The following is a 25,765-nucleotide window of genomic DNA, read 5'->3' as shown; positions in this document are numbered from 1 at the left end:
AACATGTGACTGCTGACGCAGAGCAAGCCCAGCAGCCTGAGGCCGCAGAGCTGGAGGTGCGCTTTGTCTACATGGACGTTCGCACCCGGCCAGGCGCGGATCGTTTCTGCCGGGCCGGCTACTGCTTTGGCCCCGACCCGCTGCGCCTGCGCGTGGCGGATCTGAGCGATGCCGACATGACCAACATCGCCGACGAGCCCATGCTGGTGGTCGAGTTTGTGGCGGAGGAGGACAAGGCGTGACCTGTTGGTGACGCTGTACCGGGGCGCGGGTTTCCGCGCCCTTTTTGCGTTCTGGGGGGCGCAAACAGTAAAAGGCTTTAATCGGCCTGCAGAGGGCTGCCCGGCACGATGCAGGTATGCCTTACGCAACCCCCACCCATCTGCTGGAGCGCTATTCGGAGCGCGAGCTGCGCCACGTCACCGACGAGACAGGCCAGGCCTTTGACGCCAGCCGCGCCGCTGCCGCCCTGGATGATGCCAGCATGGAAATCGATGCCTACGTGGGGCAGCGTTACCTGCTGCCGCTGCAGCAGCCACATACCCCCGCAGCATCGCTGACCGAGCCGGTGCTGCTGGATGGCCACCCGGTGTTGATGCGCTGCGCCTGTGATATCGCCGTGTATCGCCTCAAGACCTTGCGCCCGGCTGATGACATCAAGGATGCACGCCAGCGTTACGAAGACGTCATCAAGCTGCTGGTGCGCATCAGCAAGGGCGAGGTGCTGCTGGACGGCGCAGCCCTGCGCAGTGATGTGCCGGACAGCCCGACCGGTGCCGCCAGCGCCGGCATGCCGCGCTTTGAAACCCCGCCCAGCGTGTGGGCCAGGGAGTACCGATGAACGCCCCCATGTCCACCCTGGTGCAAGCCGAGGACACGGCAGCGCTGGTCAATGCGCTGGCCGAGCTGGAAGGTGCCATCGTGGCGCGCCTGAAGGCAGCGCTGACGCCCGCTGGCCGGGAGCACCCGGTGGTGGACGTGCAGAGCTGGCCGGACGCGCCGCAGAGCTACCGCATGTCGCACCCGGTGGGCACGGTGCTGGTGATCTACCAGGGCTTTACCACCCGTGACGGCCATGGCGGCCTGCTGGAGGTGAGCCACAGCTTTGGCGTGCGCGTGCTGGCCCGCACCCTGCGCGATGCCAGTGTGCCCAGCGCAGAGGCTCGCGCAGGTAGCGGCACCTACCAGCTGCTGCAGATCTGCCGACTGGCGCTGCTGGGCTTTGTGCCCCAGGCCGGCTGCGACCCGATGCAGATCCAGCGCGGAGCCTTTGACGACTACCAGGACGGCGTCTGGCACTACGAGCTGACCGCCACCACCCGCACCGCCTGGCTGGTGCCGCAGCAGTGCACGCCCGGCCCGTGGGCCTTTGACGGCCCGAACGCCTGCTGTGACACCGCGCCGCCCACGCGCCGCGTGGATTTTGCCGATGGCGCAGGCCAGGTGGCTGCAAACCGTTTTCTTCCCGAAATCCCTGAAACCCAACCCCAGGAGGCTACCCCGTGAGCAAGCTCACCCCCTATGTGTATTCCGGCCCCGACAGCGGCGTGACGCTGAACGTGGGCACCGAAGACAAGCCGCAGTTCATCGATGTGCTGCTGCGCAACCAGCAGCGCTGTGAGCTGCCGGCAGACCACCCGGTAACGGCCACGCTGGCCGCCCAGGGCTTCATCACCCCGCTGCAGGAATCTGCTGTTGCAGACCCGGTGCCGGCGGTCAAGACCAAAACCACCACGAAGGAGTAAGGCATGGCAGCCAACTATTTGCATGGCGTTGAAACCATCGAGATCGACAAGGGGCCGCGTGCGGTGCGCCTGGTCAAGAGTTCGGTGGTGGGCCTGGTGGGCACCGCTGCCGCCGGTGCCATCAACGAACCGATCCTGGTCAGCCGTGAGGCAGACTTTGCGCAGTTCGGTGCGGAGGGTGAGAACTTCACCATCGTGCGCGAACTGAAACGCCTGTTTGCCCAGAAGCCCACGGTGTGCATCGTGGTGAACGTGCATGACCCGGCCAAGCACACCACCGTGCCGGCGGCCAGCGCTGATGTGATCGGAACGATCGATGCGGTGACGGGCAAGCGTACCGGCATGCAGGCATTCAAGGATGCTTACCAGCTGTTCGGCTTCTTCCCGAAGATCCTGATCGCGCCGGGCTTCAGTTCGCTGGCCCCGGTATCCACCGCGCTGACGACCATTGCTACCGCCATTCGCGCCATCACCTTCTTTGATGCCCCGGTGGGTATCACGGTGCAGCAGGCGATTTCCGGCCGTGGCCCGGCGGGCACGATCAACTTCAGCACCAGCAGCGAGCGTGCCGGCCTGTGCTACCCGATGGTGAAGATGTTCAATCCGGCCCTGAACGGGGGCCAAGGCGATATCGAGCTGGCAGCGCTGTCTACTGTGATTGCTGGTGCCTGGAGCCGCCGCGACCAGGAGAACGGCTACTGGTGGAGTGGCTCCAACCTGGAGTTGCTGAACGTGCTGGGTGTGGAGCGCCACATCGAAGCCATGATCAACGACGCCAACAGCGAGGCCAACCTGCTGAACGAAGCCGGCATCATCACCGTGTTCAACAGCTTCGGTACCGGCATTCGCAGCTGGGGCAACCGCAGCGCGGCCTGGCCGACCAACACCGGCCAGAAGAACTTCCTGAACGTGCGCCGCACGGCCGACGTGATCCAGGAAAGCCTGGAGCTGAGCACGCTGCAGTACCTGGACCGCCCGCTGGACAACGCGGTGATCGACGACATCCTGGAAAGCGGTAACCGCTTCCTGCGCCACCAGCAGGCCAACGGCGCGATTGCCGGCGGCAAGGTGTGGCTGAACAAGGATCTGAACCCGCCCGAGCAGCTGGCCGCCGGCCACCTGATCCCGAGCGTGGAGTTTGCGCCCTACAGCCCGCTGGAGCGCGTGACGTACCAGAGCGAGATCAACATTGAATATCTGCGCGGCCTGGTGGGCAAGCAGTAAGGAGCTGACGACATGAGCAAGATTCAACTGAACCGCATCACCAACGCCAACATCTACGTGGACGGCAATTGCCTGCTGGGTCGTGCTGAAGAGATCAAGCTGCCCGACATCAGCATGATCATGGCTGAGCACAAGGCGCTGGGCATGGTGGGCAAGATCGAACTGCCGGCCGGCTTTGACAAGCTGGAGGGAGAGATCAAGTGGAACTCGTTCTACCGCGACGTGTGGCTGAAGATGAACGAGCCCTACACCATGGCCCAGCTGCAGGTGCGCAGCAGCGTGGAAACCTACGGCAGCGGCGGTCGCATGCAGCAGCTGCCGATGGTGACCTTCATGAGCGTGATGTTCAAGAAGAACCCGATGGGCACGTTCAAGCAGAACGACAACGCCGAATTCAGCAGCGCGTTTGCCTGCCACTACATCAAGCAGCAGTTCAACGGCGAAGACATGATCGAGCTGGACGTGCTGGCCAACATCTACAAGGTCAATGGCGTGGATCGCCTGGATATTTACCGTAACAACATTGGAGGCTGATGATGCTGCAACCCGTTGAACTGAAAACCCCGATCAAGACACCGAATGGTGAAATCAAGACCATCACGCTGATGCGCGAGCCTACCCGCCGGGATCTGAAGCAGGCGCAGCAGATCACCACGGACGAGGAGGAGCAGGTCTGGCACATGATTTGCGCGCTGTCGGACGAAAAGCTGACCATCGAAGATACCGATGCACTGACGTTGGCGGATGTGCGTCAGGTGATGGAGATGTTTCGCTCGGTTGCGGGTATCTGAGGAGGACTACTGGCAGGCCGCTGGCCTACTGGCGCGCTGGTTCCGGTTTTCACCCGCCGATATCGACGGGCTGGAGGTGGGGGAACTGGTGCGCTGGGTTAAGCAGGCTTGCGAGCAGATACGCGATCAAGCCAGCGTCCAATCAGCAGCATGAGGGGAATAGTGATGGGGAAGGCCACGCCCATCACGACTAGGGCGGGAATGAACATGACCACCATGCCTACCCCGATGCCCAGCAGGCCAGCATCCCACCCCATAGCTGCTACAGACAAGCCCAGCGTCACAACAGCGGCGATCAGGGCAGCGGCCAAGACGTCGTTATTGGTAGATTGAGTAGAGGGCATCATGAGTCAGACTAAGTTGGAGGTGCTGGTTGCGTTTTCTGGGGGTGCCGCAACGTCTGGCCTTCAGATGTTACGGCAAAACACTGACCAGCTCAAGGCGTCGCTGGAAAAGGTGCGCCTGAGCCAGAAACTGGCGACTGATCTGCTGGCGGCAAAGAGCAAGTTCAACGAGATTGCCAAAAGTGGCCGTTACGGGCAGGAAGCAGTCAAGGCGGTAACGGCCGAGGTGGCCACATTGTCTGCCAGAGCGCGAGAAGCCGGCTTGAATGTGGGCAAGCTGCGCGGTGAATTGCGCGGCATGAAACTGCAGCAGGCTGGCATCAACATGCAGATGCGTGGGCAGTCCTGGCGGGAAAAAGGGCAAGGCATGCGTGCGGATGCCAAGTCGAAAATTGTCGAGGTCGCCACTTCTGCCTATGCCTTGTTCAAGCCCCTGAATGTGGCTGCTGCGTATGAGGACGTGGTCAAGGACATTGCCATTACCGGTGACATGACGCGCAAGGAAGAGGCTGAGCTGGCCAAGAGCATTCGCGGGCTGGCGGTAAAGTACAACCAGCAGCAGGAGGCGGTAGCTGACTCAATGAAAAAGCTGGTGGAAACCGGCATGGAGAAGTCCAAGGCGGAAGCAACTACGCCGCTGCTGGCAAAAACGGCTACTGCCACACGCGCAGACACCGGTGATGCGGCCAAGATGGCGCGCAGCTTTGACTTGCTGGAAGTACGCGACATGGAACTGGCATTCAACCAGGCGGCTAAAGCGGGCAAGTCGGGCAGTTTCGAGTTGGCGAATATGGCCAAGTGGTTTCCGGAGCTGGGCGGCTACATGAAAGAGCTGGGCGTAAAAGGCAATGAAGCCGTGGTCAGTATGGCTGCACGCATGCAAATTGCCACTCGCACCGCTGGCGGCAACGATGAGGCAGCGAACAACTTCAAGAACTTCCTGAGCAAGCTGACATCGCAAGACACCATCAAGGATTTCAAGAAGAAAGCGGGGATTGACCTGATTCCCACCTTGCAGGCCGCAGCTCGCCAGGGTATGGATCCGATTGCTGCAGGCGTTGACCTGGTGATGAAACACGTGGCCACCAAAGCGCCAGAAGCAGCAAAGGAATTGAAGAAAGTAGCCGCTGAAGTGGCGGCGATCAAAGACCCGATAGAACGCCAGGCTGAACTGGAACGTCGCCAAGGCATGATCAAGAAGCTCGGTGATCGCGCGGGACTGGGCGAGTTGTTCCAGGACATGCAAGCAGTGTCGTATCTGTTGGCAGAAATGCAGAACCAGGAGGAACTGAAACGGCTGCAGGCCGACGTGAAAACTGGGGCAAACGCCGATGGCCGCATGGTGATCGACGCGGACTTTGAGCGTCGTGCGGAGGGCATGAGCGAAAAGCTTAAAAGCTTGAAAATAGCCGGCACGGAACTGGGCATTGCCTATGGCAACGCGCTGATTCCGGTGGTGGAGATGCTTGTTCCCTGGCTCAAAAAAGGAGCGGAGGGGCTGACGGCTTTCACCGAGAAATACCCGGCACTGTCACGCCTAGCGGTTGTGGCGGTGACAGGGGCTTCTGCCATGACCATTCTCGGCGTGGCCGGAAAGTTTATGCTTGGCGGCCTGCTGTCATGGGCGGGAGGTATAGCGACTGTTGCTGGTTGGTTAATGCGCATGCGGGTGGCAGGACAGGTGGCGGCTGGCTTTGGCCGGATTGCGGCGGCAGCATCCGATTTGCGCGGTTTTGGTGTTGCTGCGCTGCGCTTGGGCGCATCTCTGTCAGGGCCGCTGCTGACTGGATTGCGCGCCGTGGGTCTGGCGTTGCTCGGTATTCCAGGCATTGGCTGGATCACTGCTGCGCTGCTGGTGGTTGGCGCGCTGGTATGGAAGTACTGGGGGCCGATCAAAGGCTTTGTGAAAGGCTTGTGGGATGGTCTGAAATCGGGCTTGTCAGCCGCAGCAGCTGCGGTGCGTCCGGGGATGCAGTCGTTGGGCAAGGTGTTGTCTGGTCTATGGGGCGGCTTGAAAGGCGCTGCCTCCGCCGTGTGGGCCGCGTTGAAGCCGCTAGGTGGCGTGATCGTCGCTGCGTTTGCGCCTTTTCGGCCCGTGCTCGCGCCGGTGATTGGGCTGGTGCGTCGTGCCTGGACTTGGTTCACTGAGTTGATCACGCCGATTCGTGCCGCAGGCCCGAACTCGCAGGCCATGGGCAAGGCTGTGGGCGAAGCCTTGGGCAAGATCATTGCCAAGGGTGCAGAGCTGCTTGGCTACTTTGCCGGTCTGCCGGGCAAGTTCCTGAAGTTTGGCGGCGATATCGTCACTGGCTTGCTGGAAGGTTTGCAGAGCAAGTGGGAGCTGCTCAAATCCAAGGTGGGGGCCATGGCTGACATGGTCTCCGGGGTGTTCCAGCAAAAGCAAAAAATTCACAGTCCTAGCCGTGTGTTCATGGGTTTTGGCCGGAATATCGGCGAAGGCGCAGCATTGGGTATCGACCAGTCCATCAGCGGAGTGCGTGCTGCAATTGGTGCTATGTCGGCTGCGATTACGCTGGCCTTTGCGCCTGCACCGTTGTTGGCGCAGCCAGTCTTGCCGCCGATGCATACGACGCAGCCGGCTGCGTCACACCAGGTGCCACCGCTCGTGCCGCGCATGGCCCCCATGGCCACGCCGCAGGTGCCGGATGCCACCGCTGCCGTGCGCGGCCAGTGGACGCTGCCGCAGATCCCGCAGCAGGCCTTGCAGCTGCTGCCGGCCCTGGCCAGGTTGCCGGTGATCGGCCCGATGTTGCAGCCCTTGCTGCCGCGCATGGCTTCCATGGCCACGCCGCAGGTGCCGGACGCCACCGCCGCCGTGCGCGGCCAGTGGGCGCTGCCGCAGATCCCGCAGCAGGCCTTGCAGCTGCTGCCGGCCCTGGCCAGATTGCCGGTGATCGGCCCGATGCTGCAGCCGCTGTTGCCGCGCATGGCCCCCATGGCCACGCCGCAGGCGCCGGATGCCACCGCCGCCGTGCGCGGCCAGTGGGCGCTGCCGCAGATCCCGCAGCAGGCCTTGCAGCTGCTGCCGGCCCTGGCCAGATTGCCGGTGATCGGCCCGATGTTGCAGCCCTTGCTGCCGCGCATGGCCCCCATGGCCACGCCGCAGGTGCCGGATGCCACCGCTGTCGTACGCGGCCAGTGGGCGCTGCCGCAGATCCCGCAGCAGGCCTTGCAGCTGCTGCCGGCGCTGGCCAGGTTGCCGGTGATCGGCCCGATGCTGCAGCCGCTGTTGCCGCGCATGGCCCCCATGGCCACGCCGCAGGTGCCGGATGCCACCGCTGCCGTGCGCGGCCAGTGGACGCTGCCGCAGATCCCGCAGCAGGCGCTACAACTGCCTGCCGCATTGGCAGCCGCCCCACAACCGCCATCTCGCCTGGAACAGTTGCTCCGCTCTGCGCATGCAGTGGCCAGCACTCCTGCAGCTCCCGGGCAGGCTGCGGCAGGCAACATCACGGTGCATTACGCCCCAAGCATCACCATTCAGGATCAGGGCAATGCCCAGGCCACAGGCACGGCCGTGCAAACAGCGTTGATCACCAATCAACGAGACCTTGAGCGCATGCTGCAACGCATTTTGGAGGAGCGTGAACGCCGCTCCATTCGCTAAAGCGTTTTGATCGCCGGCCATGCCCACAGCAGCGATGCTGTGGGCATGAGCTTTTTGTCTGCCCTGGCATCTGCCGTCCCCATCCCCAATATCCAGACGCCGTTCGGTACGTTCGGCGCGGGCACTGTGGCGCAGATCATCGACAACATCAGCCGCAGTCGCGTGGCCTCGCACCAGCATGCACTGCTGGGCGATATTCCGTTCAACCTGGTCACCTACATGGATGGCATGGAAAGGCGCATATCCGCTGACTATGCCGAATTGGCCGTTATGGGTGGCAAGCCCCGCCTGCAGTTTGTGGGCGACAAGCTGGATGAGTACACCTGGCAGATCGTGCTGCATGCCGGCTTCTGCAACCCCGTTGCAGAAGTTGCAAAACTCGAAGGCGCAGTGCGGGCACACACGGGCATGCCGCTGGTGTTTGCCAATGGCGATTTCAAGGGCTGGTTTGTGCCCACCGAGTTGAGTCAGACCTACCGCGCCAGCAGCCAGGACGGCACCCCCATCTGGTTGGAAGCACAGCTGACCTTGCGCGAGCATGTACTACCACCAGTGCTGGTGCAGGCCGCGCCCGAGCCTGTGGCGGCAGAGAAGCCGGGCTCCAATGGCAAGCCCAAGAAGCCGTCCAAGACAAAGCGTAGAACCCCGCCCAAGCGGTCCCGGAAAGCGCCTGTGACGCGGGCTGGCAAGAGGTGATACATGGCGGCATCTGATTTCGACTGCCTGGAGCACACCGTGCTGGAGGGCCAACGCTGGGACACCTTGGCATGGCTGTACTACGGCGATGCCAGTCAATTCGGTCGCATCGTCCAGGCCAACCCGGCCCTGGATATCACCACCCATTTGCAGGCCGGTGATCTGGTGCTGATCCCGGTGCTGCCGCTGACTGAAGCGCAGCAGCAGGTGGCGCAAGACAACCTGCCGCCCTGGAAGCGCAGCACATGAGGGGCCTTGTTCAAGCAGCGCTGTCCGGCTTTGTCGCTACACAAGCCGGGTCGCGGCCAGTGGATGCCCCCATGGCCCTGCTGCGCTACGACACCAAGGACATCACGGCAGACATTTCCCCGTTCCTGATCGAGTTGACCTATACGGACAACCTTGAGGGCGAAAGTGACGCGCTGGACGTACAGCTGGAAGATGTGGATGGCCGCTGGATCAGCGCCTGGTACCCTGGCCATGGCGATACCCTGCATGCGCAGATCGGCTTCGCAGGGTCCGCGTTGCTGGATTGTGGAGAATTTGAGATCGACGAGATCGAGCTGCAGGGGCCTCCTGATACTGTCACCATCAAGGCGCTATCTGCCGGCATCAAGCGCAGCGTACGCACACGTCACGGCCGCCAGTACGAGAACACCACGCTACAGGCCATAGCGGCCGATGTGGCAAAGCGCAACCAGCTGGAAGTGGCGGGCACGATCGAGGTCGTGAGCATCCAGCGTGTTACCCAGGTGTTCGAGAGTGATCTGGCGTTTCTGCGGCGTATTGCCGACGAATATGGCCACGCCTTCAACGTGCGCGGCAACAAGCTGGTGTTCTTCCAGACCAAGTTGCTGCGAGAGGGCAAGCCGGTGTACATCGTCACGCGGCAGGATTGCGCCAGCAGCTACCGGCTGCGTGACAAGGTGCATGGGGTGGTCGGCGAGGCGGAGACCACATGGTTCGACCCCCGAGAGAAGAAGCGGCGCGTGGTCAGCGTCAAGGACAAGGCCGGCAGCAGCAACCGGGCATCTGCCGACAAGCGGCGGATCAATGTGCGCGCTGAAACCGATGCGCAAGCCAGGCAAAAGGCGCAGGCGCAGCTGGACAAGAACGACGATCAGACCGGAGCCACGCTGACGCTATACGGCAACCCGCTATTGGTGGCTGGCGTGACGCTGGATCTGCAAACCTTTGGCAAGTTTGATGGTCGGTATCTGGTGGTGAAGTCCGTGCATCGGCTATCGCGCAGCGGAGGCTATGTGACGGAGGTTGACTTGAAGCGGGTGCGGGCATGAGCGCCGGGTTGTTCAAGGACGATGTGGGCGGCTGCGTTTACAAGAAGGGTTTGGTTGTTCAATCGAAGCCCGGCTTTGCCAAGGTGCGCTTTGACGATTTGGACGGGCTGGTGACGGACTGGCTGCCCACAACCCATGCCAACACCCAAAACAACAAGGATGTGGAGGCTCTGGATATCGGCGCGCAAGTGTCGTGCCTCCTCGATGCGCGGATGGAGGACGGCTGCATCCTGGGCGCGCATTACAGCAATGCGGATGCGCCGCCGGTGGCAAGCAATGACAAGTGGCACAAGCGATTCAAGGACGGCACAACGCTGGAGTATGACCGTGCCGCTCATGCGCTGGTGGTGAGTGTACGTGGCACGCTCACAGCCATCGTGGATGGCGCGGCCACAATCCAGGCCGCCAGTGTGACGCTGGACACACCGAGCACGACATGCACGGGAAACCTGACTGTGAACGGCCTGGCGGCTATCAAGGGTGGCATGACGGGTTCTGGAGGTGCTTCGTTCAGTGGTGGTGCCGTCACCCACAATGGGGCCAATATTGGTGCCAGTCACGTGCACGGTGGAATCTATCCCGGGGGCAGCAGTACGGACGGCCCGCGCTGACTCAGTGCGACAAACAGTAAAAGGCTTTAATCGGTTCGGGAGAGCTCCACAGGCACCATGCAGGACATGGACACGCCTGTTGACATCACCACCATCACCAGCACGCACTGGCAGCCTGCTATTGGCAAGCCCGGTGCCGTGGTGCTGGATGCGCAGGATGTGGACCAGTGCATCCGCATCATCCTGTCCACCCCCAAGGGTAGCGATCCGCTGCGGCCGCTGTTCGGTTTTGACGGCTGGCAATACTTGGACTGGCCCGTTGACCAGGCGCGTCCGCACCTGGTGCGGGAAATCGCCAGCGCGCTGGCCTGGGAGCCGCGCATCACGGTGACGAAGGTCGCTGTGGAAGCTGTGGATGGCGGTGACTTCAGCCACCTGAATGCAGCCGTGACCTGGCAGTTTGCGCAAGACGTGCAAGGCGCGTCTTTCATCAGTTCCGTGACTCTGGGGAGGCGTATATGAGCCTGCTCGCACGTAATCTGCCAGAGCCTGAATTCGTTGCACGTGACCCGGCCAAGCTGGTGGATGAGGTGGTCGCCGACTTTGAGCGAGAAACCGGTCGCACGTTGTACCCGGCACAGGTGGAACGTCTGCAGGCCAACGTGCTGGCCTATCGGGAAAGTCTGGTGCGTGAGGCTATCCAGGATGCCGCCAAGCTCAACCTGGTCCGCTACAGCCGCGCCCCGATCCTGGACATGCTGGGTGAGAACATTGGCGTGTCACGCCTGAATGGCGAAGACGATGAGCGCTTCCGTGAGCGCATCACGCTGGCCCCAGAAGCCTTCAGCAATGCCGGCAGTGTTGGCGCGTACCGTTACCACGCGAAGAGCGCCCACGTGGACGTGATCGATGTGTCGGTGGTCGGGCCCGATATTGCCGTACAGAACGGTGCTGTCGTTTCTCTCAACAATGTGCCGCCTGGTGTCGTTCGCTTGTACCCGCTGACGGCTGCCGGTCTGCCGTCTGCTGCTGTGAAGACGGCGGTCAGTGCCGCCTGCAATGCAGATGAGATTCGCCCGCTGACAGACAAGGTTGAGGTGCTGGACCCTGTAGCAGCCGATTACGCCGTGACTGCCCAGCTGACGCTGTACCAGGCCACCGATGCCACTGTTGCGCTCCAGCAGGCCCAGGCGGCCGCAGAAGCGCTGCGCTCGTCTTTGGCGTCGCGTATGGGCGCTGATGTAGTTCGGAGTCAGTGGATTGACGCGCTCCATGTGTATGGGGTCTATTCGGTCAATCTGGTAAGCCCCGCAGCTGATGTGGTGCTCTCTGCCGACAAGTGGGCGCGCTGCACGGGCATTGCCGTCACCGTGGCTGGAAGGGCAAACGGTTAAGCCATGGCTGAATACCAATCCCTGCTCGTACCACCGCTGCGACTCGATGAGTCCAGCCGGGCACTCGACAAAGTGGCCGCTGATCGTATGGACGCGCTGCCGCTGAGCGCAGCGCTGATCTACGACTTCGACCGGGTGCATGCATCGGCGCTGCCGGCGCTGGGTGCACAGTTCAACTTACTGGGAGATGCTGGCTGGGATTTTGCCGGTTTCAGCCCCGCCCCGGAAAAAAGAAAGCGTGCTCTGCTGAAAGAGGCTGTGGCGCTGCACCGCCTGAAAGGCACGCGTTACGCCGTTCATCGCTCTCTGCAGATGCTGGGCGTATCCGCCAGGATCACAGAGTGGTGGCAGCCACAGCGCAAAGTAGTACCTGGTGCGCCCGCACCTTTGCCCTATACCTTCTCCATCGATCTGTATCTGCAAGATGCGGTTGATGGTGAGCCCATTGTTACTCCCCAACGTACCGCCGCTTTGGTGCGCATGGTGAATTTCTGGAAGCCAGCCCGCAGCTCGTTTAGCGTGCGCGTGGGTATCGGCATGAAAAATTACGGTCGCAGTGCGCTGGTGATCCGGAATGGTGTCAGGCGTATCGCTGATTTGCGTCCGATGACCAGGCATACCGCTGCCGTTGTACAGCGTACGGCTGCACCAATTCGCAGCATGCAACGCATGACGCCCCTGTTGCATTGCCAGACCCGGCACGTCCTCAACCCATCCCCGCGATTGGGCATGGTTATTCGACCCGTGCAGCGCTTGTCCGTTTGGCTGCTGCCTACTGGAGTTTCAACATGATCATCCACCCGACCAAAACGGTCGCCGGACGCAATGCGACTTGGAATGCATCGCGAACCGGTATTGACCTGAATATCACCCATATGTCGATCGGTGACACGGGCGGTGATATCGATGACACCCGCACGCAGTTGCGCCGCGAGCGTGAGCGTGTGAGCGTTTACGGCAGCCGCATCGACACGGACACGATCCAGATCGACGCCGCTTTTGATGGCTCAGCCAGTTTCTGGGTCCGTGAAGTCGGCATCTGGGCAGATTCTGTCTTGGTGTACTACTGGGCCACGACAGGCTCTGAGCTCGGCTACAAGACCGGCGGCTCCGATTGGCTGCTGAGCTGCCCGCTCAAGCTGGATTCCGTCGAGCAAGGCGTCATGCAAATCACCGCGCCGCCGCCGAACATCCTGCTCACCACAGCACCGCAGCTGGCCACGATTTTGAAAGCCATGTGCGATTCCAACCGGTTGCTGCTGCGCCACCACTACCTGTAAACACAAGGAGAGATAGATATGTCACTGGAACAAGACCTGCAGGCGGCGATTGCTGCGCAGAATGCGTTGACGCAAGAGGTTGCGGGGAAGGTAGCTTTGATCAATGCATCCGTAGCCGAAGCGCGGAGAGCAATTTTGGAGAACGTCAAAACTGTATATGTTTCTCCACTTGGTGTAGATACTGCCTCGGGAGATGCCGGGGCACCGGTGAAAACGATTGTAGAAGCGTGCAAACGTGCTCCGCTTGCAGGTCTGCTGAGTATCATTCTGGACAACTCTGGAACAACCGGAGCCTCGACCATTTTCAAAGTTGATAGCAGTATCAACTTAAGCTTTCGGAATATCATCATTTCGGCGTTGAACCCTACAGGAACCAAGCCGACTATTCGCATGATGCCATACGTCGACTCAGAATCTACAAAAATTTATCGATATTGGGTCAACATTGGAGGCTCCAATCTGACATTCGAAAACACTATTTTTGAAACAGCATCTGCCCCAGTAGGCAACATGCTGCCCCTCGACACTGGCGGAACATTGATTGGCAGCGGTCGTGGAGGGTGCTTTGTTAATTTCGCGCCAGGTAGTGAATTGCATCTCGGTGATTTTTCTCTCTTTCGACCGGGAGGCGGAGTTGAGTTTCCAACGATCGGCTTTCGCCAGGCATCAATTAAACAGATCGGTGCAAGCAACCCAAGAATTATTTGGGACACTCAAGCGGTTCGACTGCAGGGTTCTGTAGTAACCCTGCAAGGCGGGCTGACATGGGCAACCGATCCTGCTGCTCCTACTGATTTGATTGGCGGTGTCCGTTGGAAAAACGGCGTTCCTACAAACGTACTCACAAATCTGTTCTAAGCATAGGGGAAGAAGATGAGAACCATCAAAGAGGTAAAACATGACGGCTGCATCTGGAGTAATTGCGGCGCGCAAATGTTGATGAATGCTGGTGTACCGAATGACGTAATCGTCAACGCAGTTGTTCACGCGATCGGGGAGGAAATTGACGATGCGGTTGCAACCATCTACATCAAGTTTGAGCGTTTCGCCACTGAATACGAGCTGCGCGAAGCTGAAGCAGCCGCCTTCAAACAAGTCGGCTATCAAGGTGAAGTACCGGTGCAAGTAGCCGCCTACGCCGCCCCCGCCGGCAAAACCCCGCAAGAAGCATGCGACATCATCCTCGCGGAAGCGGAAAAGCTCCGTGGTGCACTGGCCCAGCTGGGCGTCCTGCGCATGCGCAAGTACGAAGTGAGCAACGCCGCCACGCTGGAAGAAGCTGAACAGGCCGCCAATGCGATCCTGGGTGAAATCGCCCAGATCAGCCAAGCGCTCCAGTAAGCGGGGCCATATGTACCTGGCGCTCAAGCGTACCCCGGCCCGTAATGCGAACTGGCTCCAGCGTGCATTCTCGGCGCTGACGCGTTGGCGACTCTGCAGCCAGTATTCGCATGGTGGCATCGTCCATGAAGGCTGGCTGTACCACAGCTCTATCGAAGGGAATGGGCTGACACGTGAGCCGTTTGACATGGAGAAGGCCGGCGAAGGCTGGGACTTCTTCGATCTGGGCACGGGGCGCGACGACGAGGTGTTGGTCATCTACAGCGCCTTGGCCGGCACGCCATATGACTGGTGGGGACTGCTGGCATTCGTGCTGCCGTGGCAGTTTGGGCGTGAATCCCACCTGTACTGTTTCGAGGCCTGCGCGATCTTCGCCGGCCATCCCATCACCGGGCGCGTGACGCCTGAAATCCTGATGGCCGAAGCCTTACGGCCATCGTAAAAAAGACAGGGCGAAGGAGGAAGGCGCTTAGACCCGTCTTCCTCCCCCGCCTCCACCGCGAGTGAGCGCGGTATCAGCCAAGACCCTGCCACCTGTACAGGCGGGGTGATTATCGGGGATACCGAGCATGTTTTTTCAAGGAAAGCAAAAAAGTCCCATCGCATGGCTCGGCGGCAAAAGCCGTCTTGCAACTGAGATCGTGCAGCGCATGCCTGAGCATCACACCTACTGCGAGCCGTTTTGTGGCGCAGCCTGGGTGTTCTTCCGCAAGCAGGAGTCCCGCGTCGAGATTCTGAATGACATCAACCGCGACCTGGTCAACCTCTTCAGATGCATCAAACACCATCTGCCAGCCCTGGTTGACCAGTTCAAATGGATGCTGGTGGCGCGTGAGCAATTCGATGTGTTCATGGCCACACCCGCCGAGACCCTCACGGACATTCAGCGCGCCGCAAGGTTCTACTACCTGAACAAGACCGCGTTCGGCGCGAAGGTGAAGAGCCCAACGTTTGGCGTTGCTGCTAGTCAGCCACCTCGGCTGAACCTGTTGCGCATCGAGGAGGACTTCAGCGCTGCGCACTTGAGTCTGCACCGTGTACAAATTGAAAACCGCCCCTATGCGCAGGTCATTGATCGCATAGACCGGCCAGACACGCTGTTCTACATAGATCCACCGTACTGGGACTGCGAGAGCGACTACGGCACAGGAATTTTTAGTAAGACAGATTTCATCGCACTGGCGGCACAGTTGGCTGACATCAAGGGGAAATTCATTCTCAGCCTGAACGACACGCTTGGCGTCCGCGAAGTGTTTTCAGCGTTCCAGTTCACAGAGGTGCGAACCCGGTACAGTATCAGTGCGGCTGCGAAGCGTGAGGTCGGTGAGGTGTTGATCAGCAACTTCACGCCAGCATGACAATGGCCCCGAGACGGGGCCATTTGAAACGCCTTTGCACTTGCAGCAATTCATTCGTCCCGACTTATCAAGCTGGAATTCCTCGAATTGTCGCGCGCCGCTTCACCATTGGCAGTGAGGCGCGCATCGTGCTGGACACCGCACCCGATTATCCGATTCCGGCCACCATCAGCTTTGTCGCCAGCTCGGCCCAGTTCACGCCCAAGACAGTCGAGACGGAAAGCGAACGCCAGAAGCTGATGTTCCGCGTCAAGGCCCAGGTGCCGCGCGAGTTGCTGCAGAAATACCCGGAGCAGGTCAAGGTCGGGCTGCCTGGCGTGGCCTGGATCAAGCTGGATCCGCAAGCGGCCTGGCCTGAGCAGCTGACGCCCAAGACCCGGCCATGAGTGCCGTCGTCACGCTGGACCAGGTCAGTCTGCGCTACGGCGACACGCTGGCGCTGGACGATATCAGCCTGGAGGTTCCGGCCGGCTGCATGGTGGGCCTGATCGGCCCGGACGGGGTGGGCAAATCCAGCCTGCTGTCGCTGGTAGCCGGGGCGCGAGCCGTCCAGCAGGGCCGCATCCAGGTGCTGGACGGCGACATGGCCAGCCAGCAGCACCGCCAGCAGGTCTGTCCCGATATCGCCTACATGCCCCAGGGTCTGGGCAAGAACCTCTACCCCACCCTGTCGGTCGAGGAAAACCTGCAGTTCTTTGCCCGGTTGTTCGGCCACGGCGCCAGCGAACGCCGCCGTCGCATCGACCAGCTGACCCGCGCCACCGGCCTGCACCCCTTTCTGGCGCGTCCGGCGGGCAAGCTGTCGGGCGGCATGAAGCAGAAACTGGGCCTGTGCTGCGCCCTGATCCACGATCCATGGCTGCTGATCCTGGACGAGCCCACCACCGGAGTGGATCCACTGGCGCGACGCCAGTTCTGGGACCTGATCGACACGATTCGCCGCAGCGGCCAGAACATGAGCGTGCTGGTGGCCACCGCCTACATGGACGAGGCCAGCCGCTTCGACTGGCTGGTGGCGATGGACGAAGGCCGCGTGCTGGCCACCGGTACCCCGCAGGAATTGCTGACGCGCACCGGCACCGATGCGCTGGAAGCCGCCTTCATCCAGCTGATGCCGAAAGACAAGCGGCGCGGCCACCGCGAAGTGGTGATTCCGCCGCTACCCGAGTCCGACCAGGCCGACATCGCGATCGAGGCGCGCGGCCTGACCATGCGCTTTGGCGACTTCACCGCCGTGGACCAGGTCGATTTCCGCATCCGGCGTGGCGAGATTTTCGGTTTCCTGGGCTCCAATGGCTGCGGCAAGAGCACCACCATGAAGATGCTCACCGGGCTGCTGGACGCCACCGAAGGACAGGCCTGGATCTTTGGCGACAAGGTGGATGCCCGCGACCTGAACATCCGTCGCCGCGTCGGCTACATGTCGCAATCCTTCTCGCTATACAACGAGCTGACCGTGATGCAGAACATGGTGCTGCACGCCTGCCTGTTCCAGGTGCCGGAAGACCAGATTGCGGAACGAGTGCGCCAAAAGCTGGAACGCTTCGGCCTGCTGCAGGACGCCGACAGCCTGCCCGATGCCATGCCCATGGGCATGCGCCAGCGCCTGTCGCTGGCGGTCGCCCTGGTGCACAACCCGGATCTGCTGATTCTGGATGAGCCCACTTCGGGCGTGGATCCGATCGCGCGGGACAACTTCTGGGAGCTGCTGGTCAGCCTGTCACGCCAGGACCAGGTCACCATCTTCATTTCCACCCATTTCATGAACGAGGCCGAGCGCTGCGACCGCATGTCGATGATGCACGCCGGCAAGGTGCTGGACAGCGACACCCCGGCCAGCCTGATGGCCAGGCGTGGTGCCAGTACCCTGGAAGAGGCCTTTATCGGCTACCTGCTGGATGCCGGCGCAGCCGATCAGGACACGGCCGCTGATGCTGTCGCCGACCAGGCCAGTGTGGCAGAGGCGGTTGCCACCGAAGCAGCCGCCGTGCCACATCGCAGCAGGCGCTTCAGTCTGCGCCGCCTGTACAGCTACACGTTGCGCGAAGCGCTGGAACTGCAGCGTGACCCTGTGCGGGGCATCATGGCCCTGTTCGGCAGCCTGCTGCTGATGGTCATCATCGGCTACGGTATCACCATGGATGTCAACGATTTGCGCTTCTCCGTGCTTGATCGGGATCAAACCGTGTTGAGCAACAACTACATCAACAATTTGTCCGGCTCACGCTATTTCGAGGAAATGCCGCCGCTGCACAGCTACGATGCCATTGACCGGGCCATGCAGGCCAATACCATCACCATGGCACTGGAGATCCCGCCCGGTTTTGCCCGCGATATCCAGCGTGGCCAGCCGGTCACCATCGCGGTCTGGATTGACGGCGCCGTGCCCAACCGGGCAGAAACCATCCAGGGCTATGTGCAGGGCATGCACCAGCAATGGCTGACCCAGCTCTCCACCGAACGCCTGGGGCGGCCACCGCAATCGGCCATTCAGGTGGAAACCCGCTTCCGCTACAACCCGGATGTGAAAAGCCTGCCGGCCATGGTGCCGGCCGTGATCCCGTTGATGCTGCTGATGATTCCGGCCATGCTGGCCGCGCTGTCGGTGGTGCGGGAAAAGGAAACGGGCTCCATCATGAACCTCTATGTCACGCCGGTCACACGCACCGAATTCCTGCTGGGCAAGCAACTGCCCTATATCGCCATGGCCATGGTCAGCTTTCTGCTGATGGTGCTGATGGCGATCACGGTGTTTGGCGTTCCGGTCAAGGGCAGCTTCCTGACGCTGGCGCTGGCCACCTTGCTGTTCGTGGTGTTCTCCACCGGGCTGGGCCTGTTTGCCTCCATTTTCACCAAATCGCAGATTGCGGCCATCTTCATCACCATGCTGGTGACCATGCTGCCGGCGGTCAGCTATTCCGGCCTGATGACGCCGGTCAGCTCACTGGAAGGCGCGGGCCGCGTGATCGGCGACAGCCACCCGGCAACCTACATGCTGCTGATCAGCCGCGGCGTGTTTGGCAAGGGGCTGGATTTTGGCGATCTGGCACTCTACTTCCTGCCGCTGCTGGCCGCCGCACCGCTGATCCTGCTGGCCTCCATCCTGCTGCTGAAAAAACAGGAGCGCTGACATGCAAGCTGCCAATATCTACCGCCTGGGCGTGAAGGAATTGTGGAGCCTGCTGCGCGACCCGATCATGCTGGTGCTGATCGTGTATGCGTTCACGCTGGCCATTTACACCGCCTCCACCGCAGCACCGGAAACCCTGAGCAAGGTGCCGGTGGCGATTGTCGATGAAGACCACTCCCAGTTGTCGGGCCGCATCGGCTCGGCGTTGCTGCCGCCCTACTTCATTGCGCCGGACTTCATCGCCACCGACCAGATGGATGCCGGCCTGGACGCCGGCCGCTACACCTTCACGCTCAACATCCCGCCCAACTTCCAGCGCGACGTGCTGGCTGGCCGCCAGCCGGCAATCCAGCTCAATGTCGATGCCACCCGCATGAGCCAGGCCTTCAGCGGCAGTGGCTACCTGGCACAAATCGTGCAGACCGAAGTGGCCAACTTCGTGCAGGGCCACCAGGGCAGCACCACACTGCCGGTGCGCATCGAACAGCGCATGCGCTTCAACCCGACGCTGACCCAGAGCTGGACCCTGGGCGTGATGGAGATCATCAACATCGTAACCATGCTCTCCATCATCCTGACCGGTGCCGCCCTGATCCGGGAGCGCGAGCACGGCACCATCGAGCATCTGCTGGTGATGCCGGTCACCCCGACCGAAATCATGCTGTCCAAGGTCTGGTCGATGGCGGTGGTGGTACTGACGGCCACGGCGCTGTCGATCACCTTCGTGGTGCAGGGCTGGCTGGGGGTGCCGATCGAGGGATCGGTGCCCTTGTTCCTGCTGGTGACCCTGCTGCACCTGTTTTCCACCACCTCGCTGGGCATTTTCCTGGCCACGCTGGCGCGCACCATGCCGCAGTTCGGCCTGCTGATGCTGCTGGTGATGATGCCGCTGCAAATGCTGTCGGGGGCCGGCAGCCCGCGTGAAAGCATGCCGGGCTTTGTGCAGAACGTGATGCTGGTGGCACCCACCACCCACTTTGTATCGGCCAGCCAGGCGATTCTGTACCGGGGCGCCGGCTTCTCCATCGTGTGGCCGGAAATGCTGGCACTGATCCTGATCGGCTGCGCGCTGTTCCTGCTGTCGCTGTCACGCTTTCGCAAGATGCTCAGCCAGATGGGCTGAGCGCTGCCGGCGCGGCGCTCTGCCCTCAGCGGCTGCGCTTGCCGCGCCCGGCCGGGCTGCCGGTCTTGCTGTCCAGCCGTGGCCTGGCCGCTGCCTTGCCGCCCCCCGCTGGTGCGGCCTTGCCACCCTGGCTGCGCGGCGGCAGTCCGGTGTGCTGGGTCAGCAGCGCACCCTTGCGTGGCGTGCGCTGACCGGCACTGCTGCCTGCAGCACGCGGCCCCGCTGCGGCCACCGTGGCACGCTGGCCGGGGCTGCTGCCAGCCGTGGAATTGCTGCGACGCGGGCTCTGGTAACCGCCATCGCCCAGCGGCTGCCAGGTCGGAATCAGATGCTGCTTGCCATTGCCGATCAGGTCCTGTCGGCCCATGGCCTTGAGCGCCTCGCGCAGCAAGGGCCAGTTGTTGGGATCGTGGTAGCGCAAGAACGCCTTGTGCAGGCGGCGACGACGTTCGCCCTTGACCACATCCACGCTTTCGGCGCGCTCCGCATTCGGGCCGTCCGGACGGTGGATGCCCTTGAGCGTATTCAGCCGAGTGTGGTACATGGCGGTCGCCGTGGCCATCGGGCTGGGGTAGAAAGTCTGTACCTGGTCGGCACGGAAGCCATTGCGCTTGAGCCAGACCGCCAGGTTCATCATGTCCTCATCGCTGGTGCCGGGGTGCGCCGCAATGAAGTACGGAATCAGGAACTGCTTCTTGCCGGCTTCGGCGTTGTACTTGTCGAATAGCTGCTTGAAGCGGTCATAGGTGCCGATGCCCGGCTTCATCATCTTGGACAGCGGCCCCTGCTCGGTATGCTCAGGGGCAATCTTGAGGTAGCCACCCACGTGGTGCTGCACCAGCTCCTTGATGTATTCGGGCGATTGCACCGCCAGGTCGTAGCGCAGGCCGGAGCCGATCAGCACCTTTTTCACGCCGGGCAGCTTGCGCGCGCGTTTGTAGATATTGATCAGCGGGCCATGGTCGGTGTGCAGGTTCTGGCAGATGCCGGGATAGACGCAGCTCGGCTTGCGGCAGGCCGCCTCGATCTCCGGGCTCTTGCAGCCCAGCCGGTACATATTGGCCGTGGGGCCGCCCAGATCACTGACCACGCCGGTAAAGCCCTGCACCTTGTCGCGCATGTCTTCCAGCTCGCGGATGATGGAGTCCTCGCTGCGGCTCTGGATGATGCGGCCTTCGTGCTCGGTGATGCTGCAGAAGGTGCAACCGCCAAAGCAGCCACGCATGATATTGACCGAGAAGCGGATCATCTCCCAGGCCGGAATCTTGGTGGCGCCGTCGTGGCGACCATTTTCGTCGGCATAGGACGGATGCGGGCTGCGCGCATACGGCAGGCCGAACACCCAGTCCATTTCCTCGGTGGTCAGCGGAATCGGCGGCGGCGTCAGCCAGACATCGCGCGCGGTCGTGCCTTCCCCATGCGCCTGTACCAGCGCTCGCGCGTTGCCGGGGTTGGTTTCCAGGTGCAGCACGCGGTTGGCATGCGCGTACAGCACCGGGTCCGCCTTGACCTGCTCGTAACTCGGCAGACGGATCACGGTGCGCTCACGCGGCGGACGCTGCACGGCCCGGGATGCCTCGCGCACGATGCGGATCGGCTGCTCTGCCGATGCCGCAGGCGCTGTCATGGCCGCCTCGCAGCTGCTGCCCTGCCCGGCCGCCTGTTCGCCGGTGGTCTGGTACGGGTTGACATGCTCCTCGACGCGACCCGGCTGGTCCACCTCGGTGGAATCGATCTCGAACCAGTCCTCGGGCGACTGCCGCATGACAAAGGCGGTGCCACGCACATCGGTGATGCTGCTCACCGGCTCGCGGCGTGCCAGCCGGTGTGCCACTTCGATCAGGGCGCGCTCGGCATTGCCGTACAGCAGCAGATCGCACTTGCTGTCCACCACCATGCTGCGGCGCACCTTGTCGCTCCAGTAATCGTAGTGGGCAATGCGGCGCAAGCTGCCTTCGATACCGCCCAGCACGATGGGCACATCCTTGAAGGCCTCGCGACAGCGCTGGCTGTAGACAATGGCGGCGCGGTCCGGCCGCTTGCCGCCGATGTCGCCCGGCGTGTAGGCATCGTCACTGCGAATCTTGCGATCGGCCGTGTAGCGGTTGATCATGCTGTCCATGTTGCCGCCGGTCACGCCCCAGAACAGATTGGGCTTGCCGAGCGCCTTGAACGGTTCGGCGCTCTGCCAATCGGGCTGGGCAATGATGCCCACGCGGAAGCCCTGGGCCTCCAGCACGCGGCCAATCACCGCCATGCCGAAGCTGGGGTGATCGACATAGGCATCGCCGGTGACCAGAATCACGTCGCAGCTGTCCCAGCCGAGCTGCTCCATTTCGGCGCGGCTCATGGGCAGGAACGGGGCCGTGCCAAAGCGCCTGGCCCAGTACGGCTTGTAGCTGGTCAGGGGCTTGGCGGCAGGGATACGGCTGGAGGGGGACGCCTGGCTGGCGCGGCTGGCATTCATGCCCGCGATTGTACCGGTGGGGGTCTGTCAGCGCCAGACACGACCGTGCCGCCCATGCCACGGATGGGTGATTGGCACCACATGCGCACTGCGCTGGCAGGCCTTAGCGCGGGCTTTCGAAAAACACGATGTTGCTGTAGTCGCTGATCTCGAAGTAGACGCGCTTTTCATCGGCATCGGCGATGAAATTCAGGTTTTCATCGAGCACACCGTAGCCATAACGGTAGCTGCGCGGATCCCCGCTGCCCGTCCCGGTGGCGGTACTGATCTTGTCCACTTTCAGGAATCGGCGCACCAGCTTTTCGCCGGCGTAGATTTCCAGCACGCCGTTGGTGCCGGTCCAGTTCTGTACGCCGCGGCCGATCTTGTTCTGCTGCTCCTGGGTGCAGCCGGCAAGCAACGCAGCGGTAGCAGCCAGCGTCACAGCGGCGGATCGCATCGTGATGCTCATCATGGCAACTCCCCTGCTTACAGGCTGCGCTGGCGCAGGGCCTCGTACAGGCACACGCCGCTGGCCACGGAGACGTTCAGGCTTTCGACAGCGCCGCGCATGGGCAGATGCACCAGTTCGTCGCAGGTCTTGCGCGTCAGCTGGCGCATGCCGGGGCCTTCCGCTCCCAGCACCAGGGCGGTGGGCGTGCGCAAATCCATCTGGTACAGAGACTTGGGCGCATCGCCGCTGGTACCCACGATCCAGATGTTGCGCTCTTTCAGCTCGTTGAGCGTGCGAGCCAGATTGGTCACCATGTAGTACGGCACGGTATCGGCCGCACCACTGGCCACCTTGGCCACCGTGGCGTTGATGCCGGCAGCGTGGTCCTTGGGGGCGATCACGGCATGGGCACCAGCACCGTCGGCCACACGCAGGCAGGCTCCCAGATTGTGCGGATCGGTCACGCCGTCCAGCACCAGCAGCAGCGGCGGCTCCTGCAGGCTGTCGAGCAGATCGTCCAGCGAACGCTCCTGGCGGATCTCGCTGACGCGGGCCACCACCCCCTGGTGGCCATGGCTGCCACACAGACGCGACAGGCGCAGGCCATCGGCCTCGATCAGGTTGACGTGCGCCTCCTTGGCGCGCTCCAGAAACTGCCGCATGCGCGCATCGCGCCGGCTGGGATCAAAAAATACCTCGATCACCGATTGCGGCGCCATTTTGAGGCGCACGCCAACGGCGTGGAAGCCAAAGACGATTTTGTGGGATGCGGACATGGGGTGATTATCGCCTGAAGCACCAGAAAAAAACCGCATGGCCCTTGCGGCACCATGCGGTTTGCCCAATGGTCGTGGCCCGTGCTTAGCGCACGGTGGTCACTTCCACTTCCACGCGGCGGTTGGGCTGCAGGCAGGCCACCAAGGCGCTGCGGGCGGTTTCCGCACACTGCACCACCGGCTGGCTTTCGCCCATGCCGGTGGCGGTGATGTTGTCTGCCGGGATGCCCTGGCCAATCAGGTAGTTGCGCACGGTTTCAGCGCGGCGCTGCGACAGGGCCAGGTTGTAGCTGTCACTACCCAGGCGATCAGTGTGTCCCACCACGCGCATGCGGGCATCGCTGCCACGGCTCTTCAGCTCATCGGCCAGGCGATTCAGTTCGGCACGGCCACCGGGCAGCATCTGCTCGGTAGAGGAACCGTCAAAGCGGAACAGCGTGTCGCCCTTCAGCGTCAGGATTTCGGGCTTGGCCGCAGCGGGCTTCTTGCCGTAGAGGAAGTTTTCGCAATCCTGCGGCTTCCAGGCAAAAGTCTGGCCCTTCATGTCCTTGTCGAAGATGACCTTGTACTGGCAGATGGTGATCGGGCCGTTGACTTCCTCGCGGAACTTCATCACGTAGTCCCACTCACGCGCGGCAATGCCTTCGCTGAAATGCGGGCGGCCGATCAGGTGATAGAGGTCGTCCTTGCTGACGCCATTGCCGATCTTGCGCAGGTTTTCCACATTGGGAAAAACGCCGCCATGGATCCCCGAGGTCTTGTCGATCTCGGGGAAGATGATTTCGCTGGCCTTGCCCTCGTCATCGACGCCCTGGCTGATGACAGTGGTACAGCCGGCAAGTGCCAGGCCCGACAGGGTCAGCACGGTGGCAAGCAGCCTGGAAGAGTGTTGCATGAATAACTCCTGGATTCTGTTCTGTGTCAGGAAACACCCCGGGCGGCGCGAACCGCCCGGGGCAAGCTGATTACCACTGGTAACCGGCACCGATGGTGGCACCCACATGGCCTTGCGAGTTGCTGTTGACCGAGCCCTTGATCACCCACTTGCCGTTGTCGGTGATGGTGGACACGCCCACCGCCAGAGCGGTCTGACCACGGTAGGTCGCGCCAGCCATGGCTGCCATGCTCTTGCCCGGCAGGTAGGCCTGCGGCAAGCCGGCCGCTGCCATGGCGCTGGCCGTACCGGCGCTGGCGTTGCGATCCACCTCGTTGACCTGGTTGGACAGATTGTTGATCACCTGGTGGGTCTGGAACAGCTGCGAACCGTTGACTGCATCGGTGCTGTTCGAGCTGACGTCACCACGAGCCACGTTGGTGACCTTGGTGCCATTCGGCGCCTTGCCATCGCCCAGAACCACCTTGCTGTAGTCAATCGATCCATCCGGATTGATCTCGTACTTGACGTTGCCATGCGTCACCTGCTGCTTGACGTCCTGCAGCTGCTTCAGGCTCACGGCATCGTTGTCGTTCACACCCGCAGCGATATTGGTGATGCGGTTGCCGCCCATGTCGACCGTGGTACCCGGCTTCACCGTCAGGTGGTTGGATACAGTCAGACCGCCTTCTGCCTTGACTTCACCAGTGAAGGTCGGGGCATCAGCCATCTTGACGACCAGGGCTCTGAACCGCCCCGGGTTTCGAGGAGGCTGGTTGGTTTAAGTGGACACCTCTGCCAAGGTGTTGCTGTCGGCAAGTTGCCTCCAGTAGTTTGCCTCAGCTTCTGCCGGCGGGATACCCCCGATCGGCGTGAGCAGTCGGACGTGGTTGAACCAGTGCACCCATTGCAGGGTCGCCAGTTCCACGGCTTCCCTGGTCTTCCAGGGGCCCCGGCGATGAATCAGTTCAGCCTTGTATAGCCCGTTGATGGTCTCGGCCAGCGCGTTGTCGTAGCTGTCGCCTTTGCTTCCCACTGATGGCTGGATACCTGCCAGGCCCAGCCGCTCGGTGTAACGGATGCTGACGTACTGGCTGCCCCTGTCGCTGTGGTGCGTCAAGGCATGCGCTGCTGGCTGGCGCTCATACAGGGCCTGTTCCAGCGCATCGAGCACAAAGTCCGTGTGCATGCTGCGGCTGACACGCCAGCCCACGATGCGCCGGGCGTACACATCCACCACGAAGGCCACGTACAGCCAGCCCTGCCAGGTGCTGACGTACGTGAAGTCCGACACCCACAGCTCGTTGGGCCG

The 25,765-nt window shown here is 62.1% G+C and carries 30 protein-coding genes and 1 pseudogene; 24 read left to right on the top strand and 7 right to left on the bottom strand.

Annotated features, from left to right (window positions below):
• The first annotated feature begins 5 nt into the window (after positions 1–5).
• From C513_RS0108370 to C513_RS14740, 8 genes are all read left to right on the top strand, one after another.
• Positions 6–242 (top strand): hypothetical protein, encoded by a 237-nt coding sequence (locus tag C513_RS0108370; protein WP_018715601.1) that lies wholly within the window; start codon positions 6–8, stop codon positions 240–242.
• A gap of 116 nt (positions 243–358) precedes the next feature.
• A complete protein-coding gene (locus C513_RS13050) occupies positions 359–841 on the top strand; it encodes a phage protein Gp36 family protein (protein WP_018715600.1) in 483 nt (160 codons plus the stop codon).
• Positions 838–1,506: a Gp37 family protein gene (locus tag C513_RS0108360; RefSeq protein WP_018715599.1), complete on the top strand. Its 669-nt coding sequence runs from the start codon at positions 838–840 to the stop codon at positions 1,504–1,506. The genes C513_RS13050 and C513_RS0108360 overlap by 4 nt, the downstream gene beginning before the upstream one ends.
• Positions 1,503–1,745: a hypothetical protein gene (locus tag C513_RS13045; RefSeq protein ID WP_018715598.1), complete on the top strand. Its 243-nt coding sequence runs from the start codon at positions 1,503–1,505 to the stop codon at positions 1,743–1,745. Before C513_RS0108360 ends, C513_RS13045 begins: the two co-directional genes overlap by 4 nt.
• A gap of 3 nt (positions 1,746–1,748) precedes the next feature.
• On the top strand, positions 1,749–2,969 hold the full coding sequence (locus tag C513_RS0108350; RefSeq protein ID WP_018715597.1) for a phage tail sheath subtilisin-like domain-containing protein: 1,221 nt from the start codon (positions 1,749–1,751) through the stop codon (positions 2,967–2,969).
• Between the two features lie 12 nt (positions 2,970–2,981).
• The gene (locus tag C513_RS0108345) at positions 2,982–3,503 is read left to right on the top strand and encodes a phage major tail tube protein (protein ID WP_018715596.1); all 522 of its coding nucleotides are present in this window, start codon (positions 2,982–2,984) and stop codon (positions 3,501–3,503) included.
• Positions 3,503–3,760, top strand: coding sequence for a phage tail assembly protein (locus C513_RS0108340; protein ID WP_018715595.1), 258 nt, complete (start codon positions 3,503–3,505; stop codon positions 3,758–3,760). The genes C513_RS0108345 and C513_RS0108340 overlap by 1 nt, the downstream gene beginning before the upstream one ends.
• Positions 3,747–3,914 (top strand): GpE family phage tail protein, encoded by a 168-nt coding sequence (locus C513_RS14740; protein WP_076342725.1) that lies wholly within the window; start codon positions 3,747–3,749, stop codon positions 3,912–3,914. The genes C513_RS0108340 and C513_RS14740 overlap by 14 nt, the downstream gene beginning before the upstream one ends.
• On the opposite strand, the gene C513_RS14420 is transcribed toward C513_RS14740, so the two are convergent.
• Positions 3,859–4,107 carry a hypothetical protein gene (locus C513_RS14420; RefSeq protein ID WP_018715594.1) on the bottom strand — a complete coding sequence of 83 codons (249 nt, stop codon included), beginning with the start codon at positions 4,105–4,107 and terminating at the stop codon, positions 3,859–3,861. The genes C513_RS14740 and C513_RS14420 overlap by 56 nt on opposite strands.
• 64 nt (positions 4,108–4,171) lie before the next feature.
• Between C513_RS14420 and C513_RS0108330 the strand changes: the two genes are divergently transcribed.
• From C513_RS0108330 to C513_RS0108260, 16 genes and pseudogenes are all read left to right on the top strand, one after another.
• Complete coding sequence (locus tag C513_RS0108330; protein WP_018715593.1) at positions 4,172–7,732, top strand: phage tail tape measure protein; 3,561 nt, start codon at positions 4,172–4,174, stop codon at positions 7,730–7,732.
• Positions 7,733–7,777: 45 nt separating this feature from the next.
• Entirely contained in the window at positions 7,778–8,428 is a 651-nt protein-coding gene (locus tag C513_RS0108325) for a phage tail protein (protein ID WP_156816075.1), read from the top strand.
• Positions 8,429–8,431: 3 nt separating this feature from the next.
• The gene (locus C513_RS0108320) at positions 8,432–8,677 is read left to right on the top strand and encodes a tail protein X (protein ID WP_018715591.1); all 246 of its coding nucleotides are present in this window, start codon (positions 8,432–8,434) and stop codon (positions 8,675–8,677) included.
• Between the two features lie 71 nt (positions 8,678–8,748).
• Complete coding sequence (locus tag C513_RS0108315) at positions 8,749–9,726, top strand: phage late control D family protein (RefSeq protein ID WP_018715590.1); 978 nt, start codon at positions 8,749–8,751, stop codon at positions 9,724–9,726.
• Entirely contained in the window at positions 9,723–10,337 is a 615-nt protein-coding gene (locus tag C513_RS13040) for a phage baseplate assembly protein V (RefSeq protein WP_018715589.1), read from the top strand. Before C513_RS0108315 ends, C513_RS13040 begins: the two co-directional genes overlap by 4 nt.
• A gap of 66 nt (positions 10,338–10,403) precedes the next feature.
• The gene (locus C513_RS13035; RefSeq protein ID WP_033394987.1) at positions 10,404–10,799 is read left to right on the top strand and encodes a GPW/gp25 family protein; all 396 of its coding nucleotides are present in this window, start codon (positions 10,404–10,406) and stop codon (positions 10,797–10,799) included.
• Positions 10,796–11,671, top strand: coding sequence for a baseplate assembly protein (locus tag C513_RS0108300; RefSeq protein WP_018715587.1), 876 nt, complete (start codon positions 10,796–10,798; stop codon positions 11,669–11,671). Before C513_RS13035 ends, C513_RS0108300 begins: the two co-directional genes overlap by 4 nt.
• Positions 11,672–11,674: 3 nt before the next feature.
• The gene (locus C513_RS13695; protein ID WP_018715586.1) at positions 11,675–12,463 is read left to right on the top strand and encodes a phage tail protein I; all 789 of its coding nucleotides are present in this window, start codon (positions 11,675–11,677) and stop codon (positions 12,461–12,463) included.
• Positions 12,460–12,951, top strand: coding sequence for a phage tail protein (locus tag C513_RS0108290; protein ID WP_018715585.1), 492 nt, complete (start codon positions 12,460–12,462; stop codon positions 12,949–12,951). Before C513_RS13695 ends, C513_RS0108290 begins: the two co-directional genes overlap by 4 nt.
• An 18-nt stretch (positions 12,952–12,969) precedes the next feature.
• A complete protein-coding gene (locus tag C513_RS14280; RefSeq protein WP_156816074.1) occupies positions 12,970–13,809 on the top strand; it encodes a hypothetical protein in 840 nt (279 codons plus the stop codon).
• Between the two features lie 15 nt (positions 13,810–13,824).
• Positions 13,825–14,292, top strand: a complete 468-nt coding sequence (locus tag C513_RS13025) for a hypothetical protein (RefSeq protein WP_156816073.1) — start codon at positions 13,825–13,827, stop codon at positions 14,290–14,292.
• Positions 14,293–14,302: 10 nt separating this feature from the next.
• Positions 14,303–14,734 (top strand): hypothetical protein, encoded by a 432-nt coding sequence (locus tag C513_RS0108280; protein ID WP_018715583.1) that lies wholly within the window; start codon positions 14,303–14,305, stop codon positions 14,732–14,734.
• A gap of 127 nt (positions 14,735–14,861) precedes the next feature.
• A complete protein-coding gene (locus C513_RS0108275; RefSeq protein ID WP_018715582.1) occupies positions 14,862–15,650 on the top strand; it encodes a DNA adenine methylase in 789 nt (262 codons plus the stop codon).
• Between the two features lie 110 nt (positions 15,651–15,760).
• A pseudogene (locus C513_RS0108270) lies at positions 15,761–16,036 on the top strand (hemolysin D); the annotation flags it as partial.
• Positions 16,033–18,780 (top strand): ribosome-associated ATPase/putative transporter RbbA, encoded by a 2,748-nt coding sequence (rbbA, locus tag C513_RS0108265; protein ID WP_018715580.1) that lies wholly within the window; start codon positions 16,033–16,035, stop codon positions 18,778–18,780. The pseudogene C513_RS0108270 and the gene rbbA, both read left to right, overlap by 4 nt.
• Position 18,781: 1 nt before the next feature.
• Positions 18,782–19,903: an ABC transporter permease gene (locus C513_RS0108260; RefSeq protein WP_018715579.1), complete on the top strand. Its 1,122-nt coding sequence runs from the start codon at positions 18,782–18,784 to the stop codon at positions 19,901–19,903.
• 25 nt (positions 19,904–19,928) lie between these two features.
• On the opposite strand, the gene C513_RS0108255 is transcribed toward C513_RS0108260, so the two are convergent.
• The 6 genes from C513_RS0108255 to C513_RS0108230 form a co-directional block, all read right to left on the bottom strand.
• Positions 19,929–22,370, bottom strand: a complete 2,442-nt coding sequence (locus tag C513_RS0108255; protein ID WP_018715578.1) for a YgiQ family radical SAM protein — start codon at positions 22,368–22,370, stop codon at positions 19,929–19,931.
• Positions 22,371–22,473: 103 nt separating this feature from the next.
• Positions 22,474–22,824 carry a hypothetical protein gene (locus C513_RS0108250; RefSeq protein WP_018715577.1) on the bottom strand — a complete coding sequence of 117 codons (351 nt, stop codon included), beginning with the start codon at positions 22,822–22,824 and terminating at the stop codon, positions 22,474–22,476.
• Between the two features lie 14 nt (positions 22,825–22,838).
• The gene (gene rlmB, locus C513_RS0108245; RefSeq protein WP_018715576.1) at positions 22,839–23,579 is read right to left on the bottom strand and encodes a 23S rRNA (guanosine(2251)-2'-O)-methyltransferase RlmB; all 741 of its coding nucleotides are present in this window, start codon (positions 23,577–23,579) and stop codon (positions 22,839–22,841) included.
• Between the two features lie 85 nt (positions 23,580–23,664).
• Complete coding sequence (locus C513_RS0108240) at positions 23,665–24,474, bottom strand: OmpA family protein (protein ID WP_018715575.1); 810 nt, start codon at positions 24,472–24,474, stop codon at positions 23,665–23,667.
• 70 nt (positions 24,475–24,544) lie between these two features.
• On the bottom strand, positions 24,545–25,183 hold the full coding sequence (locus C513_RS14685) for a YadA family autotransporter adhesin (protein WP_018715574.1): 639 nt from the start codon (positions 25,181–25,183) through the stop codon (positions 24,545–24,547).
• Positions 25,184–25,234: 51 nt separating this feature from the next.
• Positions 25,235–25,765 (bottom strand): IS3 family transposase (locus tag C513_RS0108230; protein WP_018715573.1); only part of this gene is annotated, 531 nt, incomplete at its 5' end.

The organism is Allobrachymonas chironomi DSM 19884, from assembly GCF_000374625.1.
GTDB lineage: Bacteria > Pseudomonadota > Gammaproteobacteria > Burkholderiales > Burkholderiaceae_C > Brachymonas > Brachymonas chironomi.
Note: the sequence above shows the minus strand (reverse complement) of the source record. Positions and strands in the feature narration are given on the sequence as shown.

Coding starts and splice junctions, on each gene's coding strand:
- C513_RS14280 (WP_156816074.1), top strand. CDS start 12,970: ATGTCACTGGAACAAGACCTGCAGGCGGCGATTGCTGCGCAGAATGCG.
- C513_RS0108255 (WP_018715578.1), bottom strand. CDS start 22,370: ATGAATGCCAGCCGCGCCAGCCAGGCGTCCCCCTCCAGCCGTATCCCT.
- rbbA (WP_018715580.1), top strand. CDS start 16,033: ATGAGTGCCGTCGTCACGCTGGACCAGGTCAGTCTGCGCTACGGCGAC.
- C513_RS0108325 (WP_156816075.1), top strand. CDS start 7,778: ATGAGCTTTTTGTCTGCCCTGGCATCTGCCGTCCCCATCCCCAATATC.
- C513_RS13050 (WP_018715600.1), top strand. CDS start 359: ATGCCTTACGCAACCCCCACCCATCTGCTGGAGCGCTATTCGGAGCGC.
- C513_RS0108240 (WP_018715575.1), bottom strand. CDS start 24,474: ATGCAACACTCTTCCAGGCTGCTTGCCACCGTGCTGACCCTGTCGGGC.
- C513_RS0108290 (WP_018715585.1), top strand. CDS start 12,460: ATGATCATCCACCCGACCAAAACGGTCGCCGGACGCAATGCGACTTGG.
- C513_RS14685 (WP_018715574.1), bottom strand. CDS start 25,183: ATGGCTGATGCCCCGACCTTCACTGGTGAAGTCAAGGCAGAAGGCGGT.
- C513_RS0108260 (WP_018715579.1), top strand. CDS start 18,782: ATGCAAGCTGCCAATATCTACCGCCTGGGCGTGAAGGAATTGTGGAGC.
- rlmB (WP_018715576.1), bottom strand. CDS start 23,579: ATGTCCGCATCCCACAAAATCGTCTTTGGCTTCCACGCCGTTGGCGTG.
- C513_RS0108340 (WP_018715595.1), top strand. CDS start 3,503: ATGATGCTGCAACCCGTTGAACTGAAAACCCCGATCAAGACACCGAAT.
- C513_RS0108275 (WP_018715582.1), top strand. CDS start 14,862: ATGTTTTTTCAAGGAAAGCAAAAAAGTCCCATCGCATGGCTCGGCGGC.
- C513_RS0108280 (WP_018715583.1), top strand. CDS start 14,303: ATGTACCTGGCGCTCAAGCGTACCCCGGCCCGTAATGCGAACTGGCTC.
- C513_RS0108300 (WP_018715587.1), top strand. CDS start 10,796: ATGAGCCTGCTCGCACGTAATCTGCCAGAGCCTGAATTCGTTGCACGT.
- C513_RS14420 (WP_018715594.1), bottom strand. CDS start 4,107: ATGATGCCCTCTACTCAATCTACCAATAACGACGTCTTGGCCGCTGCC.
- C513_RS13040 (WP_018715589.1), top strand. CDS start 9,723: ATGAGCGCCGGGTTGTTCAAGGACGATGTGGGCGGCTGCGTTTACAAG.
- C513_RS13025 (WP_156816073.1), top strand. CDS start 13,825: ATGAGAACCATCAAAGAGGTAAAACATGACGGCTGCATCTGGAGTAAT.
- C513_RS0108350 (WP_018715597.1), top strand. CDS start 1,749: ATGGCAGCCAACTATTTGCATGGCGTTGAAACCATCGAGATCGACAAG.
- C513_RS0108345 (WP_018715596.1), top strand. CDS start 2,982: ATGAGCAAGATTCAACTGAACCGCATCACCAACGCCAACATCTACGTG.
- C513_RS0108330 (WP_018715593.1), top strand. CDS start 4,172: ATGTTACGGCAAAACACTGACCAGCTCAAGGCGTCGCTGGAAAAGGTG.
- C513_RS0108315 (WP_018715590.1), top strand. CDS start 8,749: ATGGCCCTGCTGCGCTACGACACCAAGGACATCACGGCAGACATTTCC.
- C513_RS13695 (WP_018715586.1), top strand. CDS start 11,675: ATGGCTGAATACCAATCCCTGCTCGTACCACCGCTGCGACTCGATGAG.
- C513_RS0108250 (WP_018715577.1), bottom strand. CDS start 22,824: ATGATGAGCATCACGATGCGATCCGCCGCTGTGACGCTGGCTGCTACC.
- C513_RS0108360 (WP_018715599.1), top strand. CDS start 838: ATGAACGCCCCCATGTCCACCCTGGTGCAAGCCGAGGACACGGCAGCG.
- C513_RS0108320 (WP_018715591.1), top strand. CDS start 8,432: ATGGCGGCATCTGATTTCGACTGCCTGGAGCACACCGTGCTGGAGGGC.
- C513_RS13035 (WP_033394987.1), top strand. CDS start 10,404: ATGGACACGCCTGTTGACATCACCACCATCACCAGCACGCACTGGCAG.